Source organism: Bradyrhizobium sp. AZCC 1678, assembly GCF_036924765.1.
Classification (GTDB): Bacteria; Pseudomonadota; Alphaproteobacteria; order Rhizobiales; family Xanthobacteraceae; genus Bradyrhizobium; species Bradyrhizobium algeriense.
The window spans coordinates 2,261,389-2,276,881 of record NZ_JAZHSE010000001.1 but is presented as its reverse complement, the minus strand read 5'-3'; the positions used below and the strand labels follow the sequence as shown (position 1 = coordinate 2,276,881).

Sequence of the window (15,493 nt, the reverse complement as noted above, 5' to 3'; positions counted from 1 at the left end):
TCCCTTCGTGCTATTGTCCGGCCGCTCTCATATGAATTCGCTCGGACTGCGACTGATGGGAGGCAGCCTCGTGCGCGGACACCAGGGCCAGACGAACCGCGACGTTCTTGTGGTAGGGCGTGCCCGCAATAGGATCGCGGTTGCCACTCTCCGTGAGCAGATTGATGCGCGGCCCATTGATCAGGCGCTCTCCGTCCGACGTGGGGTATGCCTGACCGTAGCCGTGCGGCAGCGCCAACTGGCCATTCCGCATGGCGTCATCGACCTTGCAGCGGACGACGAGCCGCCCGACCACCGACTCGACAGCGATCCAGTCGCCATCCTTCGCGCCCAAGGCGCTCAGATCGCTGGAATTGATCAACATGGCGCCGTCCGGATCCTCGCGACGCCACGCGGGATCACGAAAGATCTGGTTGGCATTGAACATGCGGCGACCACCAGCCGCCAGCATGAACGGGAACGCCTTTGGCACGCCCGCTGCTTGCGGATCGAGACGCGCAAGCCATTCCAACATTTGCGGGACCACCAGCCGAACCTTGCGATCCGAATGGCTGATCAATGACCAGACCTCGTCATAGTCGTGCCGGGTAACGGCAGTGCCCTGCCGGGTGGCTACGATAGTGTCGAACAGGAGATCGCCGAGCTGATGATCCGTCACCTCGTCCGATGCGCCCATCGCTCGCCGCACCGCTTGCGGCGATCGCTTCGCGCAAGCCAGCGCCGCACCCCACAAGGGTGCCGCCGCCGCCGTGCCATCCGGAAGCGTCTGCCCCAACGTATGGTAGAGCACCAGGGCAGCGACTGCGCCGGGGTTCTCCGCGATGAAAGCACGAAAGGCTGTGGCGAAATCGGCTCGCGAACGCCGCGCAGCCTCACGCAGGGGTGCGAGCACATTGTCACCTGGTAGACGCCCCAGGGCGATGGCAAGCCGCGTGTAGATCTCGGGCTCCGGCAAGGTGCCGGCGAGCGGCGGCAATACACCGGCACGAACGTGAAAATAGTTCGTCGGAAATTCGAAGTTGAACAGGGTGAATTCGGTTTTCTCGAATTGTGAGGACGCCGGGAGAACGTAATGCGCGAGCCGTGCGGTTTCGGTCATCGCAACGTCGACCACAACGCACAGTTCCAGCGAGCGCAGCGCGCGTTCCACGGCCTCGGTGTTTGCTGCCGTGTTGGCGGGATTGGAACTGTCGATCCAGGCGCAACGCAACCGGTCGGGATGGTCCTTGAGCACCGCTTCGGGGAAGATGTTGGGCGGCAACAGGCCCCCAATAATCGCGTCTCCGGTCGGTGCGAATGTCTGGTTAGGCGAATTGCCCCATAGCGGTTGAAGCCAGCTATGCAACTGGTTGGTACCTTCACGGCCGAAATTGCCGGAAAGCATGATCAAAAGCTTTTCGAGGTAGGAATTGAGCGTCGAGTTGATGCCTTGCTGGATGCCAAGCTCGACCCGGACCACCATGGCCTTCGCCGCGACGATCATCGCGGCGCAACGCTCCAGATCCGCGATCGAGATATCGGCGGCGGCAGCCCATTCTTCAATGGGGACATTTAACAGCGCTTGCCTCACCTCCGCGAAGCCGATCGTGTGCTCCTGAATGAACGCATGGTCGATTCGGTCGGACCGGACAAGCGTAGCCAGCAGCGCACCGAGGAGAAACGCGTCCGTGCCCGGACGAACCGCGAGATGCAGATCCGCCATTTCGGCGGTTTCGGTCCGCCGGGGATCTATGACGATCAGCTTACGCGCGGGATCCTTGCGGATTTGATTGAGATGGTCGCGCGCATTCGGGAAACCGTGCGCGATCCAGGGATTTGCGCCGATGACCAGCAGGAGGTCGCAATGATGTACGTCCTCGGCGGTGTGGCACGTCTGGCTGCCAAACATGTGGCCGTTGACCCAGAAGTCGCCGGTTTTTTCCTGCGAAAGGGCGTTGAAGACGCTGCGCGAACCCAGCGCGCGCAACAATCCACTGGCGTAGGCGCCGCCGGCGTGGTTGCCCTGCCCGCCGCCGCCGTAAAGGGCGATGCTCTTGCCGCCATACCTGTCGACGATGTCTCGCAGCCGCTCCGCGATTTCCGCAATCGCCACGTCCCACCCGATTGCATCAAAGCCGCCGTCGGCGCGACGACGCAGCGGGGTCGTGAGCCGATCCCTGTGATGCGCATAATATGGAATCCGGGTCGCCTTGTTGCACAAATAGCCCTGTGATTTCGGGCTCGAACGGTCGCCCCGTACTTTCTCGAGGCGCCCGTCATTCACCAAGACTTCGATTCCGCAATTGACGTAACACAGGTTGCAGGCCGTCTTAAGCCACTTGCCGGCCGTCATGTTGACCTCCCTTATGTTATGATTTTTCGCAGCGCATCGCCTTTATGGTTCTTCGCTGCGGCTTCCGAATCCGGCCGCCGGCGGTCCTGCGGCCGGCATCGAGGATGCGGTCGGAAAGTTTCCCCGCGCCGACAGCACGCGACAGCACGATCGATCCCACCATGGTCGCGATAGCGCCCGTCGCGATTTGGCGGGCCTGTCGAGGTGGCTCACCGGGAAGCAACTCGACAAGGGCATCGATCATCTTCTCCAGTTTGGAAGTCAGGGCCTGCTGCTCGCTCGGGCTCGATCGCGCGACATCGACGGCCAGGGTTGGGAGCGCGCAACCGTGTTTAGGATTGTCGCGATGCCGGGGACTAAGATAATCGGCGATCAACGCCTCGAAGCGCTCCCTGCTGGTTTTCCCGTTCGCCAGTTTTTTCCACCGCTCGGTGGTCTGATCCATTGCAAAGGCGATCGCCTCGCTGACAAGCGCGGCACGCGAAACGAAATGGTTATAGAAGCCGCCGTGCGTGAGACCCGCGAGCTTCATCAAGTCGACAACACTGAGCCCTTCCGCGCCCTTTTGGCGCAAACCGTAGGACGCATTTTCAACGATCCGATTGTGGGTTTGACGCCTGTGGTCTTCTCCGTATCGCATCGCCACTCCGTGCAAGGTCCTAAGGTGACCGGCTGTACGAACCGTCTCCATCCCTTCGAGCAATTCCGGAACCGCGCTTCCTTGACGGTCACGGCAACATTTCATTGCAATGCCGGCTATCTTATATGACTATCGTCATATAACAACACCTATCAACAGGAGAGTTCGCCATGGCCGCTGCTTCCGACCCCGTCGTCATCCTTTCCGCCGCCCGGCTCCCACGTGATCGGCGCGGCGCTGGAACGGGCCAAGCTGGCGCCCGAGCGGATCGATGAGGTTTTCATGGGCAACGTATTGCCAGTGCATGCACTCGAAGCCCAAAACCTCAAGCGCGGCGTGGTCGCCCTCTGCATCGGTGGCGGTGAAGCCACCGCCATCGCGATCGAGCGCGTCGTCCGCGGCTAGCGCGGGCGATCCTGCAAAAAAGGCCCGGCGAGCGACGCGAACCGCGTCGTTCGCCATCTTGTAACCTGCCTATTCCTATCAGCGCGAAAGTTCACATGGCTGACCAGAGCGAGACGATCAAGACCGCGCCGCTGGACGTTCCCGTCTCCAGCGCCCTGCCGATCGCGATCCTTTCCGTCCTGGCCGCCATGGGAACGCTGGCGACCAACATCTTGCTGCCGTCGCTGCCACAAATTGCGATCTCATTGAATGTCACGAGCGCGGCGGTCACCTCCGCCATTACCGTCTATCTTGCAGTGTTCGGGTTGGGCCAGCTCGTGGTTGGACCGCTTTCGGATCGCTATGGAAGACGCTGGCCGGTCCTGATCGGATTTGCCGTGTTCATCGGCGGCAGCGTTTGGTGCGGTTTGGCAAACGACCTACCTAATCTTTTGGCCGGCCGCGTCGTGCAGGCTGCAGGCGCTTGCGCGACGTCTGTGCTGTCTCGCGCCATCGCCCGCGACATGTTCAGTGGGGCGGCACTGGCACGGGCGCTGGCGCTCATCATGATCGTAATGTCCGCAGCCCCCGGCTTCTCGCCGCTGCTTGGCGGCGCACTCGATCACAGCTTTGGCTGGCGCTCCGAATTCGCTCTCGTCGCGGCTTTCGCTGCTGTTGGCGCTATTGCCTACGGCATCGTCCTCGGCGAAACCCACCATTCGATCCGCACTCCGCTCAACCCGGTCGCCATCGTCAGGACCTATGCTGGCCTGATTGGCGATCGTCGCTTCGTTATCCCGGCTGCAACCGCGAGTCTGATCATAGGCGGCTTGTTCTCCATGTTTTCGGCTGCACCGCGCTTATTCATTGAAGCGATGCGCTTCACGCCGATCCAGCTCGGCCTGTTCTTCGCCGGCACCGTCTTTATCGTATTCGCCGCCGGAATGCTGGCGACGAAATTGGCACCACGCTATGGGCTCGATGGCCCGATCCGGGCAGGATTGTGGGCGACGACCGCCAGCAGCGTTGCGATCCTGCTCATCTCGATGACCAGCCCGACTTTCTTGCCGTTTCTGGGCGCGATGTGTCTATTTCTCCTCGGCATGGGCGTTGTCAGTCCGCTGGCGACGGCGCGGGCGCTCTCGCCATTCGGGGAGAAAGCCGGCGCCGCCTCGGCGCTGCTGGGTTTCTGGCAGATGATGACCGCCGCAATCGGCGTATGGCTTGCCGCCACGGTGTCGCATGAAGCAATGTTCGCGCTCGGCGTCGTGTTGAGCGCGTTTTCACTGCTCGCACTGTACGCGTGGGGCCTAAGGTCACCTGCTCCCCATTAGGTGCCATGGAACTCCGGTTTGCTGCTGCCTGGCGGGCGCGGCATCTCGAACATGTTCTCTGTCTTGACCTCGAGGTAATCACCACCACGGCCGGCGCGCAGTATGGGACGCGCAAGTGCAGTGTTGTAGACGCCGTCCTCGATCAAGGACTTGTCGATGTATACTGCGACGACCTCGCCGAGTACGAACCATCCTTCAACCTTCTCACCGCGCGCATTCGCCAACTGAGAGACCTCGACGACCTTGCATTCCATAGAGGCCCTGCTCTCGCCTACCCGCGGCACAGCGACGTGGCGCCCGGGTATTGGCGTCAGCCCTGCTGCTTCGAACTCGCTCACTCCGTGATCGAGAGGCGTCGCCGTCACGTTCATGCGCTCGCCCAGATCCATTGTGACCAGATTCCAGACGAATTCGCGGGTCTCGCTGACGTTTTTTACGGTATCCTTCCACGAAATTGAGGAGAACCCAATAATCGGAGGGTCGTAGAGAAACGCGTTGAAGAAGCTGTATGGAGCGAGATTCAGTTGACCAGCCGCGTTGCGCGACGAAATCCAGCCAATCGGACGCGGCGCGACAATCGCGTTGAACGGATTATGTCTGAGTCCGTGGCCCCTCGAAGGCTCGTAGTAGTGGAAGTCGGTCAGATCCATAAATTTCCCCGAGGCTGCCGAAGGCCATCCATCGCTGGCCAGTCCAGCTTCATCAATAACGATCAACCCACGCATGACTATGCGTGGGCCTCTCGTCAGAACATCCGGCAGCAGCATACCCGTGGGGAAACGCTCACGCGATCGCCCGGGCGACAGCCGGCCTTTGCTCGGCATCATTGAGAAAGCCAGTCAGGCGCTGACGGATGATTCGTTCGGCCTCCGCCATGATGCGGTCGATCAATTCCTTCACCGTTGGGATATCGCGAATGAGCCCTGCGACCATGCCGCAGCTCCACGCGCCCGCATCCATATCGCCGTCGATCATCACCTTCGGATAGACTCCAGCGACCTGCTCGTGGATGTCGCCAATCTTCAGGCCTGCGCCCTTGTCGCGCTCGATCTCCAGCAACTGCTCGACGCCCTTGTTCTTCAAGACGCGCTCGGTATTGCGTAGCGCGCGCATGACCAGCACGGTGTCGAGTTCGGTCGCCTTGACCAAGGCCTGCTTTACATTGTCGTGAACTGGCGCTTCCTTGGTGGCGATGAAGCGGGTACCCATGTTCATGCCGGCCGCCCCCATCGACAGCGCCGCGACGAGGCTCCGCGCGTCGGCCATGCCGCCCGACGCCACGAATGGAATCTTCAGTTCGTCCGCCGCACGGGGCAGCAGGATCATGTTCGGGATGTCGTCCTCGCCGGGATGGCCGCCGCATTCGAAGCCGTCGACGCTGACAGCATCGCAGCCGATCTTCTCGGCCTTGAGCGAGTGCCGCACCGAGGTGCATTTGTGGATCACCTTGATGCCGGCGGCTTTCAGCGCGGGCATGTACTGCTCGGGGCTGCGGCCGGCGGTCTCCACCGCCTTGACGCCACCTTCCTTGATAGCGGCGATATATTCCGGATAGGGCGGCGCTGTGAAGCTCGGCAGGAAAGTAAGGTTCACACCGAACGGCTTATCCGTCATGTCGCGGCAGCGCGCGATCTCTTTGGCCAATAGTTCCGGAGTCCGTTGCGTCAGGCCGGTGATGATTCCGAGCCCGCCGGCATTCGACACCGCGGCGGCGAGTTCGGCAAACCCAACATAGTGCATTCCGCCTTGAATAATCGGATGATCGATGCCGAACATCTCGGTAATTGCAGTCTTCACGTGTGCCTCCGATAGGTTGGAAATGTACCGCCTTACTGGCCGTTGTTCGTCAGTGGACAATTTCGAGGAGGCCGGCGGCACCCATGCCGCCGCCAATACACATGGTAACAACAGCATACTTGGCCTTGCGCCGGCGGCCCTCGATCAAGGCGTGGCCAGTCAGCCGCGCTCCGGTCATGCCGTAGGGATGACCGACTGCGATCGATCCGCCATTGACGTTAAGCTTTTGCGGGTTAATCCCGAGCTTGTCGCGGCAATAGATCACCTGCACCGCAAAAGCCTCATTCAACTCCCAGAGATCGATATCATCGATCTTAAGTCCGTAACGCTTGAGTAGCCGGGGCACGGCGTAGATCGGCCCCACTCCCATCTCGTCAGGCTCGCAGCCCGCTGCGACAAAGCCGCGGAAGATACCGAGTGGCTTTAATCCTTTCTGTGCTGCCAGCTTGTCGCTCATGAGGACGGTGGCACTGGCTCCGTCCGAGAGCTGGCTTGCGTTGCCGCCGGTAACAGTGAAGCCCGGTCCCTTTGCCGGCTTGAGGCCAGCAAGACCGTCGGCCGTGGTATCGGGACGCGGCCCTTCGTCGGCCGACAGCGTCACCTGCTGATACGACACGGCACCAGTTGCCTTGTCCGTGAGCGCCATCCTCGTCTTGATCGGTGCGAGTTCGTCGTTGAAGCGGCCGCCCTGCTGGGCCGCGGCCGTCCGGCGCTGGCTCTCGAGGCCGTATTCGTCCTGACGTTCGCGCGAGATATTGTAGCGTTTCGCCACGATCTCGGCGGTATCCAGCATCGCGATGTAGGCATCCCCTTTCATCGCGAGCAGTTCAGGATCGACGGCATGAAAGCTGTTGAACTGGTTGTTCTGGACCAGACTGATGGATTCGCCGCCGCCGCCAATGGCAACCTCCACGCCATCGAAGATAACCGAACGTGCAGCCAGCGCAATCGCCTGAAGGCCGGACGCGCATTGGCGGTCGATGGTCGTTCCGGCTACGCTGACCGGAAGGCCGGCCCGGAGCAGCGCCTTGCGGGCAATGTTGGTACCTGTGGTGCCCTGTTGCATGGCGCAACCCATCACGACGTCCTCGACCTCGGAGCCCTCCACGTTAGCGCGTGACAACGCAGCGGAAATGGCATGACCCAGCAATGTCGCGCCTTCGGTATTATTGAGAGCGCCCTTGTAGGCCTTGCCAATGGGGGTGCGAGCAGTCGAGACGATTACGGCTTCGGTCATTGCTTACCTCTGGTCGGGGGTGCGGTAGTCGATTTGCTGCGTTGGAAGAACAATTAGCTCTGCTGCGCGTACCGCATCAGATGGTAGGTGGGGTCACCGAATTGGACGTTGATGGAGCTTATTCGCTTGAAGTAATGACCGACGTTCAGCTCGTCGCTCATGCCCATGCCGCCGTGCAGTTGCACGGCCTGCTCCGCGACGAAGCGTGCGGCGTATCCGACCTTCGACTTCGCGCCGGACGCCAGTTTCGATCCATTTGGCTCTTGGGCGGCGAGGCTGAGGTTCAGATGCTGGGTGAGCGAGAGCGCCTCTTCGAGCGCGATGAACATGTCGACCATGCGGTGCTGCAACACCTGGAAGGTCCCGAGAGCGACCCCGAACTGCTTGCGCGTTTTACTATGCTCCAGCGTCGCAGAATTCAGCACAGACATCGCACCGACTGCTTCGGCGCACAGAGCCCCGATAGCCCGGTCGCGGCAGGCCTCCAGAGCGGTGACACCCCACCCTTCAAGGCCCAGCAATTGGCTGGCCGGTACTTCCACGTTCATCAGCGTGAGTTCAGCGGCACGTCGGCCGTCGACCGTCTTGAAGCCCTGCAAGTGAAGATTGGCCGAATGGCGATCAACCACGAAGAGGCTCACGCCAAAGCGATCGCGCGCTTCGCCCGACGTGCGCGCCGAGACGATCAGCTTGTCAGCCCACGGCGCACCGACCACCGCAGCTTTGGTTCCGCTCAGAACAAAGTTGTCCCCTTCGCGGCGTGCAGTGGTGGTAACGTTGTTGAAATCGTAGCGTGATCGTCCCTCCGCCCAGGCCACCGCCCATATCGCATCGCCCTCCATGATGTTCGGCAGTAGTGCTTCGCGCTGCTCGGCCGAGCCGACGTCCTCGATCAGGCCACCGGCAAGGACAACCGTCTCAAAATACGGCTCGATGACGAGGTTGCGGCCGAACTCCTGCATCACGATCATCGTCGCAATCGAGCCGCCACCGAGGCCACCGGAGCTTTCCTTGAACGGCGCGGCGCAGAGCCCGAGTTCGGAGAACGATTTCCAGTGCCTGCGACTCCAGCCTTCATCGCTCGCAACGATTTTGCGGCGCTCGTCGAAATCGTACTGCTCGCGCAAGAAGCGTTGGATGCTGGACCGGAGCAATTCCTGTTCTTCCGTCAACTGAATATCCATCGGATGCCTCGTGCGATGTGGTCAGAGACCCAAAACCGCTTTTGCGATGATGTTGCGCTGGATCTCGTTCGAGCCCCCGTAAATGCTGAGCTTGCGGGAGTTCAGGTACTTTTCGGTCGCGGTGTGCCCGTAGTCCGGCCCCGGCATGAAGCGGTTAGCGCTTACCGGGTGCTCGCGGATGGCAAGACCGTAATTTCCTATCGCCTGGTGAGTCAGGTCGGTGATGCGCTGGAATATCTCGGTGCCCCTGATCTTGAACAGCGACGCGGCCGGTCCCGGATCGATGCCGCGCGACATCTGCGCGACGATGCGCAGTTCGGTCGCCTCCAGCGCCAGCACATCGAGCTCGACGCGCGCGATCTCCCTGATGAACTCCCCGAAGGACGGATCGTCCTCGCCGACTTCGGTTCTCACGATCTGCTTGAGACGCCCGAGATACCGAGTGGACCGGCCGATCCCGGCCATGCTGGTACGCTCATTGCCGAGCAGGAATTTCGCGTATGTCCAGCCCTTGTTTTCCTCGCCGATCAAGTTCTCGACGGGGACCCGCACGTCCTCCAGGAACACGTCGTTGACTTCATGCGATCCGTCGATGGTGATGATGGGCCGCACGGTGACGCCCGGCGATTTCATGTCGATCAAGAGGAAGGAAATGCCGGCCTGAGGCTTCGCGTTAGGATCCGTTCGCACCAGGCAAAAGATCCAGTCGGCATGCTGGGCCAGCGTCGTCCAGGTCTTGTGGCCGTTGACGATGTAGTGGTCGCCGTCGCGCACTGCCTTGGTGCGGACTGAGGCGAGGTCGGAGCCGGAGCCCGGCTCCGAATAGCCCTGGCACCACCAGTCGTCACCGGAGAGGATTCGCGGCAAAAACTTCTTCTTCTGCGCATCGTTGCCGAAGGTGTAGATGACCGGGCCGACCATGGTGACGCTGAACGCCAGCGGCGGCAGCGTTCCGGCGCGCGAGGTTTCCTGCTCAAAGATGAATCGTTGCGTGACGGACCAGCCGGGGCCGCCATATTCCTTGGGCCAGAGCGGCGCAATCCACCCCTTCTTGTGCAGGATGCGGTGCCAGAGCAGCGACTGCTCCTTGGTCAAATCGGTCTCGGGGTTTGGAACGCGCATTTCCTGCGGATAGTTCTCCGCAATAAAGGCGCGCACCTCGTCACGAAACGCAGCATCTTCGCTGGAAAGATCGAGTTCCATCGTGAGAGGCTCCTGCTACCACTTCTCGCCGAAGGGACGAATCTCCAGTTCAAAGGTCCAAGCGCTTTTGGGCTGCTGATAGAGCAGCCAATAGGATTCTGCGACCGAGGATGGTGGCATCAACGCATCGGGGTCGTCCAGCGCGGTCGGCCCGAGCGCCTCGATCCGCCGCTGGCGCACCCATTCGGTATCGACGCCGGAATCAATGATGAGGTGGGCCACGTGGATGTTCTTGGGCCCCAGCTCGCGGGCGGTTGCCTGTGCGACGGCTCGCAGCCCGAACTTTGCGCTGGCGAAAGCCGCATAGCCGATTCCGCCGCGCAGGCTTGCCGTTGCTCCGGTGAAGAAGATATTGCCTTTGCCCCGGGGCAGCATCAACCGCGCCGCCTCCCGGCCGGCGAGAAAGCCGGAATAGCAGGCCATTTCCCAGACCTTGCGGAACACGCGCTCGGTGGTTTCCAGAATCGGGAAGTTGACGTTGGCGCCGACGTTGAAGATGCAGACCTCGAGCGGTGCGTGCTTGTCGGCATCTCCAAGGAAGGAGATAATCTCCTCTTCCTTGCGCGCATCGAGCGAACGCGCGTGAATTTCGCCGCCCGCCTTCTCGATCTCCTTGACGAGCGGCTCGAGCTTGGCGCCGTTGCGGCGCCCTGCAAACACCGTGAAGCCCTCCGAGGCGAACTTCTTTGCGATCTCGCCACCGATAAAGTCCCCGGCACCGATCACGGCCACGGTTGCGTTTCTCTTTTGCAAAGGCGTTCTCCCGGTCAGGTTAAGTTAGTTCGTCGCTGGAATCTCGCCGCCTGCCTGGCGGCAGCTCGGTCGCGATGCAAACAGGCCGCGATCTCATGCTCGCGTATCTTGCCCCGTTCTCGACCAGCGCGATCCGGTCGGGGGCTTCGGCAGCCTGTCTTGCCGTTACTTTATGGATGCGGCTCGGCAAGCCGACAGCAATCTCGTCGAGATTGATCGCTTCCGAAAGCTCCGCCACGACCGATCTCCCGACCAAAGCATGCCCATTTCTGCAACGCGGCACATTCGTCGTTACCTAACGTTCTTTTTTAGAACTCGTCAATCACTAATTCATCATCCCTGTTTGATGAGGTCCCGAAAGGGGCAACTTGGCTGCCCTATTCAACCGCGCATAATTGAAAACCCTCGTTTACAAGGCATCGATCCGACGCTACGTTACAAGTATCAAATAGGAACTTAAAGGGAGGAATGTGATGGTGGAGCGCCGCGGCGTAGCGATACTGGTGGGCGCCGGCGACGCCATCGGCGCGGCCGTCGCCAGGCGTTTTGCGAAGGGCGGCTATACGGTTTGCATCTGCAGGCGTGATCCGTCCAAGTCGCAGGGACTTGTGGGCGAGCTGAGGGCTGCGGGGCATAACATTCACGCGTTCAGTGTCGATGCCCGCCAGGAAAAAGAGGTCCAAGGCATATTCGCGCGAATCGAGAAAGAGTTCGGACCCATCGAGGTCTGCCTCTTCAACGCGGGATCGAACGTCAACAAGCCATTGCTGGAGACAACCGAGAAGCTGTTCTTCAAGGCCTGGGAATTGGCCTGCTATGGCGGCTTCCTGGTCGGACGTGAGGCTGCGCGCGTCATGCTTCCGCGCGGGCACGGCACCATCTTCTTTACGGGTGCGACGGCCAGCGTGCGTGGCGGCCAGGGGTTTGCGGCCTTTTCGTCGGCGAAGTTCGGACTTCGAGCAGTGGCCCAGGCGATGGCGCGCGAGCTGGGGCCGAAGAACATCCACGTCGTACATCTCCTGATCGACGCCGGCGTGGACAGCGAGGCCATTCATCAGCGCATGAAAGCAGCGAAAGGGATCGAGGCAAGCGAAATTCCCCCAGACAGCCTGACCAAGACATCTTCCATTGCCGAAGCCTACTGGTTCACCCATCAGCAAAGCAGGGATGGCTGGACCCACGAGCTCGATCTCCGTCCCTCTATGGAGAAGTGGTGACATGAACGCGACACCGAACCTGACCCTGTGGGGCGTTGGGACAAGCCGCACTGTTCGTCCGCATTGGGCCATGCACGAACTGGGCTTGGCCTACGAGACAAAGCCCATCGGGCCGCGAACGGGCGAGACCAAGACCGCTGAATACACCAAGCTCAACCCGCGCCAGAAGATTCCGCTTCTTCAGGACGGCGACTTCTGCATCGGCGAGAGCGCCGCGATCGTTGCCTACCTGTCGCGAATGTATTCCACGAAGGAATGCTCGCTGATTCCTGAAACCACCCGCGACTATGCCGCATGGCTGGAGTGGTGTTTCTTTATCGTCGCGGAGCTGGACTCAACCAGCCTTTACGTGATGCGCCGCCATCGGGCCGACGCGCTCGGTCCGATCTACGGTATTGCGCCCGAGGTCGTTGCCCAGGCCGGCGAGTATTTCCGCCAGCAGTTGCGCCATGTCGAGGTCGCGCTCGCAGACGGACGGCAATTCCTCATGGGCGACAGGTTTACTAGCGCTGACATCCTGCTCACGACCTGCCTTGAGTGGGCCGTCGCCTATGGCGTCGGCATTTGCGACAATGCGCAGCCCTATCTCGAACGCATCAAGAAACGGGACGCCTATCAGCAAGCCGTCGCGGCGAACGTCCCGATGACACCGATCACGCCTGTGCCGGCGAAAGCTTAGAAACCGACCACCCCCTCGCGCGGGACGGCTTGGCGTCAGACCGCCACGCGCACGCTGCGTTCGGCGATCATCTTGTCGATGGCGCTATCGTCGTAGCCCAGTTCGCGCAACACGTTGAGCGAGTGCTCGCCAACCCGGGGAGCAGGCCCGCCGATCGCGGCCTCATTGATCTCAAAGCGGGCCGCCGGCTTGGGCTGCCGCACTCGCCCGACCTTCGGCTGATCGAATTCCGCGATTATGCCGCGCGCGATCACCTGTTCATTGTGGATGATTTCGCCCCGTCGCAGGATCGGCGCGCACGGCACGTCGGCAGCATCGAGGCGCTCCAGCCATTCGGCTGTCGTGTGCAGGCTGATGTATTCCGCCATCTTGTTGATGCGGGCCGTGGCATTGACCGAACGCGCCGATGGCGTCGCAAAGCGGGGATCCTTGGCAAGCTCGGGATCGCCAGAGGCCCGGCAAAAGCCCTGCCATTCGGAATCCGAAATGGTACCGGCCGTGATGTAGCCATCGCTGGTCTTGAACACGAGATCCGGCCGGTCGTTGGGATCTGCGGCGGTGGCCTCGGCTCCTACCACCGTGTACTGCATCATGCCTTCCGGCCACAGGTAGGAAATCATCGCATCCAGCATCGCGACCTGAATATGATCGCCCTGCCCGGTTTTCTCGCGGGCGTAGAGCGCCGCCGCCACCGCCTGTGCGGTGAACACGGCGGTGGTCTTGTCGCAAACGATGGTGCGGATCATCTGCGGACGGTTGGTGACCGGCTGCGACTGGATATCGGCGAAGCCGGACAGGCCCTGAATGATCGGGTCATAGACGCGCTTCTTCACGTATGGGCCGGTATCGCCGACGCCGCTGATCGAGACGTAGATCAGGCGCGGATGGCGCTGGCGCAACTCATCGACGCCGAGACCGAGGCGCTCCATGGTGCCGGGCCGGAAGTTCTGCACCAGCACGTCGGCCTGCGCGACCAGTTTGGCGAGCACCTCGCGGCCGGCCGCGCTTTTGACGTCGATCGACAGCGAACGCTTGCCGCGGTTCGAAGAGATGAACAGCGCGGAGAACTCGCCGTCCTTGTCGATGGTGGCACGGCTGCGGCGGGTGATGTCGCCGCCGATCGGCTCGATCTTCAGGACGTCGGCGCCCTGATCGGCCAGAAACATGGTGGCGAACGGGCCCGACACAACGCCAGTCAAATCGAGGACACGAACACCGCTAAGCGGGCCAGGCATGGGAATTCTCCCTCAGTTTACTTTTGCTTTGGGTCCGAGAGATTTGGCTTTCGCCACTTAACCCGGGACAGTCGCTGCTGTCAGGCCGTCTTGGGAACAGGTTGCCTGATCTGTTCGACGATCGACTCCTCGACGTCACGAAGCTGATCCTTGCCGAAGAACATTTCCTTTCCAACGAAGAAAGTCGGCGAGCCGAATGCTCCCCGGCTGACTGCATCGTTGGTCAGGTCGATCAGCCTCTTCTTGACATCATCCTGTTGTGCACGCGCGGTCAACCGGTCGATATCGATCCCCGAGGAGATGAATGCGTTCCGGAAGATTTCGAGGTCGTCCATCTTCTTCGGCTCTTCCCACATATGATGGTAGGCGGCGCGGAAATAGGGCTCGAACACGCCCTCGAACTGGGCGGCGACGGCGCCACGCATCAGCATCAGCGTATTGACCGGAAAGAAGGGATTCTGACGGAATTTCGTGACGTTGTGGCGTCGGATAAACCGTTGGGTCTCGAGTGCCTGGTATTCCGGCTTGTTCTTGATGCCGCGAAGCGATTCGAACGGCGACATGTTGCCGGTCGCCTTGTAGATGCCGCCGAGCAAAACCGGGACATACTCGAACTTCACGCCGGTACGCCGCTCGATCCCCGGAATGGCAACTTCCGCCAGATAGGCGTTGGGGCTGCCGAAATCGAACTGGAATTCTACCTTCAGGGGCATGTCGGCTTCTCCCGGAGCGTGCATTGAATGATCAGGTTTGATGTAGAATAGCCGAAATCCGGCTACCGCCTACCTTTACAGTTCTAAAAACGAACTGTCAAACTTCTGCGAATTTCTGCTGATTTTTGCGTCCCCAATAGGGGATTGTTTGGAGCTGAGTACCTATCTAGAATGGTAGCAAAGTTGAGGTTCCCTGGACGATTCGAGCGGAATAGGGGCGCCGGATGACTGGAGAGCAGGAAAATGCGATGGGATGCCCTTGAAGAAGAGCCGTGTTCGATGGCCCGCACCATCGGCGTGATCGGTGACCGTTGGACCCTCCTTATTCTGCGCGAATGCTTCCTGCGCACCCGCCGCTTCGAAGGATTTCAGTCCGCGCTCGGGATTACACGGCATTTGCTCGCCGAACGGCTGAAGAAACTGGTCCGGCAAGGCGTGCTGCGCCGCATTCCCTATCAGGAATCGCCCAAACGGCATGAATATATTCTCACCCAAAAAGGACTCGATCTCTATCCGATCATGATGGCGATTGTGCATTGGGGCGACACGCACATGGTCGACGAACGCGGGCGACCTTTGCTGCACCAGCACCGCAAATGCGGCAAGGACTTCGATCCGGTCATGGTGTGCTCCGAATGCGGCGAGCCGCTTTCGGCCAAGGAGGTTCATACCCACCCCGGCCCCGGTGCCCGAAGCACCCCGGCGGCAAAGGCGCCAGAGAAACCGAAGGCAAAGCCGCGCCGCCAAGTCGCTTGAGGTGGCCGCTCACCCGGATGCTGCATCGA

16 protein-coding genes are annotated in these 15,493 nt (G+C 61.0%); 5 read left to right on the top strand and 11 right to left on the bottom strand.

Going from position 1 to position 15,493, the window contains the following annotated elements; genetic code table 11:
• Nucleotides 1-10 precede the first annotated feature (10 nt).
• Nucleotides 11-2,332: a molybdopterin-dependent oxidoreductase gene (locus V1294_RS10865; RefSeq protein ID WP_334496959.1), complete on the bottom strand. Its 2,322-nt coding sequence runs from the start codon at nucleotides 2,330-2,332 to the stop codon at nucleotides 11-13.
• Between the two features lie 16 nt (nucleotides 2,333-2,348).
• A complete protein-coding gene (locus V1294_RS10860; RefSeq protein WP_334496957.1) occupies nucleotides 2,349-3,035 on the bottom strand; it encodes a TetR/AcrR family transcriptional regulator in 687 nt (228 codons plus the stop codon).
• A 159-nt stretch (nucleotides 3,036-3,194) separates the two neighbouring features.
• Here V1294_RS10860 and V1294_RS10855 point away from each other — a divergent pair, with 159 nt between their 5' ends.
• Both V1294_RS10855 and V1294_RS10850 read left to right on the top strand, forming a co-directional pair.
• Nucleotides 3,195-3,377: a hypothetical protein gene (locus tag V1294_RS10855; RefSeq protein WP_442895478.1), complete on the top strand. Its 183-nt coding sequence runs from the start codon at nucleotides 3,195-3,197 to the stop codon at nucleotides 3,375-3,377.
• Nucleotides 3,378-3,472: 95 nt separating this feature from the next.
• The gene (locus V1294_RS10850) at nucleotides 3,473-4,690 is read left to right on the top strand and encodes a multidrug effflux MFS transporter (RefSeq protein WP_334496955.1); all 1,218 of its coding nucleotides are present in this window, start codon (nucleotides 3,473-3,475) and stop codon (nucleotides 4,688-4,690) included.
• Here V1294_RS10850 and V1294_RS10845 read toward each other — a convergent pair.
• The 7 genes from V1294_RS10845 to V1294_RS10815 form a co-directional block, all read right to left on the bottom strand.
• Nucleotides 4,687-5,340 carry a flavin reductase family protein gene (locus tag V1294_RS10845; protein WP_334496953.1) on the bottom strand — a complete coding sequence of 218 codons (654 nt, stop codon included), beginning with the start codon at nucleotides 5,338-5,340 and terminating at the stop codon, nucleotides 4,687-4,689. The two genes, V1294_RS10850 and V1294_RS10845, sit on opposite strands and share 4 nt — an antisense overlap.
• Before the next feature lie 133 nt (nucleotides 5,341-5,473).
• The gene (locus tag V1294_RS10840; RefSeq protein ID WP_334496951.1) at nucleotides 5,474-6,487 is read right to left on the bottom strand and encodes an NAD(P)H-dependent flavin oxidoreductase; all 1,014 of its coding nucleotides are present in this window, start codon (nucleotides 6,485-6,487) and stop codon (nucleotides 5,474-5,476) included.
• Nucleotides 6,488-6,536: 49 nt separating this feature from the next.
• Nucleotides 6,537-7,724: an acetyl-CoA C-acyltransferase gene (locus V1294_RS10835; protein ID WP_334496949.1), complete on the bottom strand. Its 1,188-nt coding sequence runs from the start codon at nucleotides 7,722-7,724 to the stop codon at nucleotides 6,537-6,539.
• Between the two features lie 53 nt (nucleotides 7,725-7,777).
• Complete coding sequence (locus V1294_RS10830) at nucleotides 7,778-8,908, bottom strand: acyl-CoA dehydrogenase family protein (protein WP_334496947.1); 1,131 nt, start codon at nucleotides 8,906-8,908, stop codon at nucleotides 7,778-7,780.
• A 21-nt stretch (nucleotides 8,909-8,929) separates the two neighbouring features.
• Complete coding sequence (locus tag V1294_RS10825) at nucleotides 8,930-10,111, bottom strand: acyl-CoA dehydrogenase family protein (RefSeq protein ID WP_334496945.1); 1,182 nt, start codon at nucleotides 10,109-10,111, stop codon at nucleotides 8,930-8,932.
• 15 nt (nucleotides 10,112-10,126) lie between these two features.
• The gene (locus V1294_RS10820) at nucleotides 10,127-10,864 is read right to left on the bottom strand and encodes an SDR family oxidoreductase (protein WP_334477695.1); all 738 of its coding nucleotides are present in this window, start codon (nucleotides 10,862-10,864) and stop codon (nucleotides 10,127-10,129) included.
• 19 nt (nucleotides 10,865-10,883) lie between these two features.
• The gene (locus V1294_RS10815) at nucleotides 10,884-11,102 is read right to left on the bottom strand and encodes a hypothetical protein (protein WP_334496943.1); all 219 of its coding nucleotides are present in this window, start codon (nucleotides 11,100-11,102) and stop codon (nucleotides 10,884-10,886) included.
• A 235-nt stretch (nucleotides 11,103-11,337) separates the two neighbouring features.
• Here V1294_RS10815 and V1294_RS10810 point away from each other — a divergent pair, with 235 nt between their 5' ends.
• Entirely contained in the window at nucleotides 11,338-12,081 is a 744-nt protein-coding gene (locus V1294_RS10810) for an SDR family NAD(P)-dependent oxidoreductase (protein ID WP_334496941.1), read from the top strand.
• 1 nt (nucleotide 12,082) lies between these two features.
• Nucleotides 12,083-12,760 carry a glutathione S-transferase family protein gene (locus V1294_RS10805; RefSeq protein WP_334496939.1) on the top strand — a complete coding sequence of 226 codons (678 nt, stop codon included), beginning with the start codon at nucleotides 12,083-12,085 and terminating at the stop codon, nucleotides 12,758-12,760.
• Between the two features lie 35 nt (nucleotides 12,761-12,795).
• Here V1294_RS10805 and V1294_RS10800 read toward each other — a convergent pair whose 3' ends face one another.
• Both V1294_RS10800 and V1294_RS10795 read right to left on the bottom strand, forming a co-directional pair.
• The gene (locus tag V1294_RS10800) at nucleotides 12,796-13,995 is read right to left on the bottom strand and encodes a CaiB/BaiF CoA transferase family protein (protein WP_334496937.1); all 1,200 of its coding nucleotides are present in this window, start codon (nucleotides 13,993-13,995) and stop codon (nucleotides 12,796-12,798) included.
• Between the two features lie 80 nt (nucleotides 13,996-14,075).
• The gene (locus V1294_RS10795) at nucleotides 14,076-14,708 is read right to left on the bottom strand and encodes a 2-hydroxychromene-2-carboxylate isomerase (protein ID WP_334477686.1); all 633 of its coding nucleotides are present in this window, start codon (nucleotides 14,706-14,708) and stop codon (nucleotides 14,076-14,078) included.
• A 243-nt stretch (nucleotides 14,709-14,951) separates the two neighbouring features.
• On the opposite strand from V1294_RS10795, the gene V1294_RS10790 reads away from it, so the two are divergent.
• On the top strand, nucleotides 14,952-15,464 hold the full coding sequence (locus tag V1294_RS10790) for a winged helix-turn-helix transcriptional regulator (protein WP_334496936.1): 513 nt from the start codon (nucleotides 14,952-14,954) through the stop codon (nucleotides 15,462-15,464).
• Nucleotides 15,465-15,493: the final 29 nt, after the last annotated feature.

What these genes read in the sequence shown, in the direction of transcription:
- V1294_RS10805 (WP_334496939.1), top strand. Translation starts at nt 12,083, where the DNA reads ATGAACGCGACACCGAACCTGACCCTGTGGGGCGTTGGGACAAGCCGC.
- V1294_RS10790 (WP_334496936.1), top strand. Translation starts at nt 14,952, where the DNA reads ATGCGATGGGATGCCCTTGAAGAAGAGCCGTGTTCGATGGCCCGCACC.
- V1294_RS10865 (WP_334496959.1), bottom strand. Translation starts at nt 2,332, where the DNA reads ATGACGGCCGGCAAGTGGCTTAAGACGGCCTGCAACCTGTGTTACGTC.
- V1294_RS10835 (WP_334496949.1), bottom strand. Translation starts at nt 7,724, where the DNA reads ATGACCGAAGCCGTAATCGTCTCGACTGCTCGCACCCCCATTGGCAAG.
- V1294_RS10830 (WP_334496947.1), bottom strand. Translation starts at nt 8,908, where the DNA reads ATGGATATTCAGTTGACGGAAGAACAGGAATTGCTCCGGTCCAGCATC.
- V1294_RS10800 (WP_334496937.1), bottom strand. Translation starts at nt 13,995, where the DNA reads ATGCCTGGCCCGCTTAGCGGTGTTCGTGTCCTCGATTTGACTGGCGTT.
- V1294_RS10845 (WP_334496953.1), bottom strand. Translation starts at nt 5,340, where the DNA reads ATGGATCTGACCGACTTCCACTACTACGAGCCTTCGAGGGGCCACGGA.
- V1294_RS10795 (WP_334477686.1), bottom strand. Translation starts at nt 14,708, where the DNA reads ATGCCCCTGAAGGTAGAATTCCAGTTCGATTTCGGCAGCCCCAACGCC.
- V1294_RS10825 (WP_334496945.1), bottom strand. Translation starts at nt 10,111, where the DNA reads ATGGAACTCGATCTTTCCAGCGAAGATGCTGCGTTTCGTGACGAGGTG.
- V1294_RS10850 (WP_334496955.1), top strand. Translation starts at nt 3,473, where the DNA reads ATGGCTGACCAGAGCGAGACGATCAAGACCGCGCCGCTGGACGTTCCC.
- V1294_RS10810 (WP_334496941.1), top strand. Translation starts at nt 11,338, where the DNA reads ATGGTGGAGCGCCGCGGCGTAGCGATACTGGTGGGCGCCGGCGACGCC.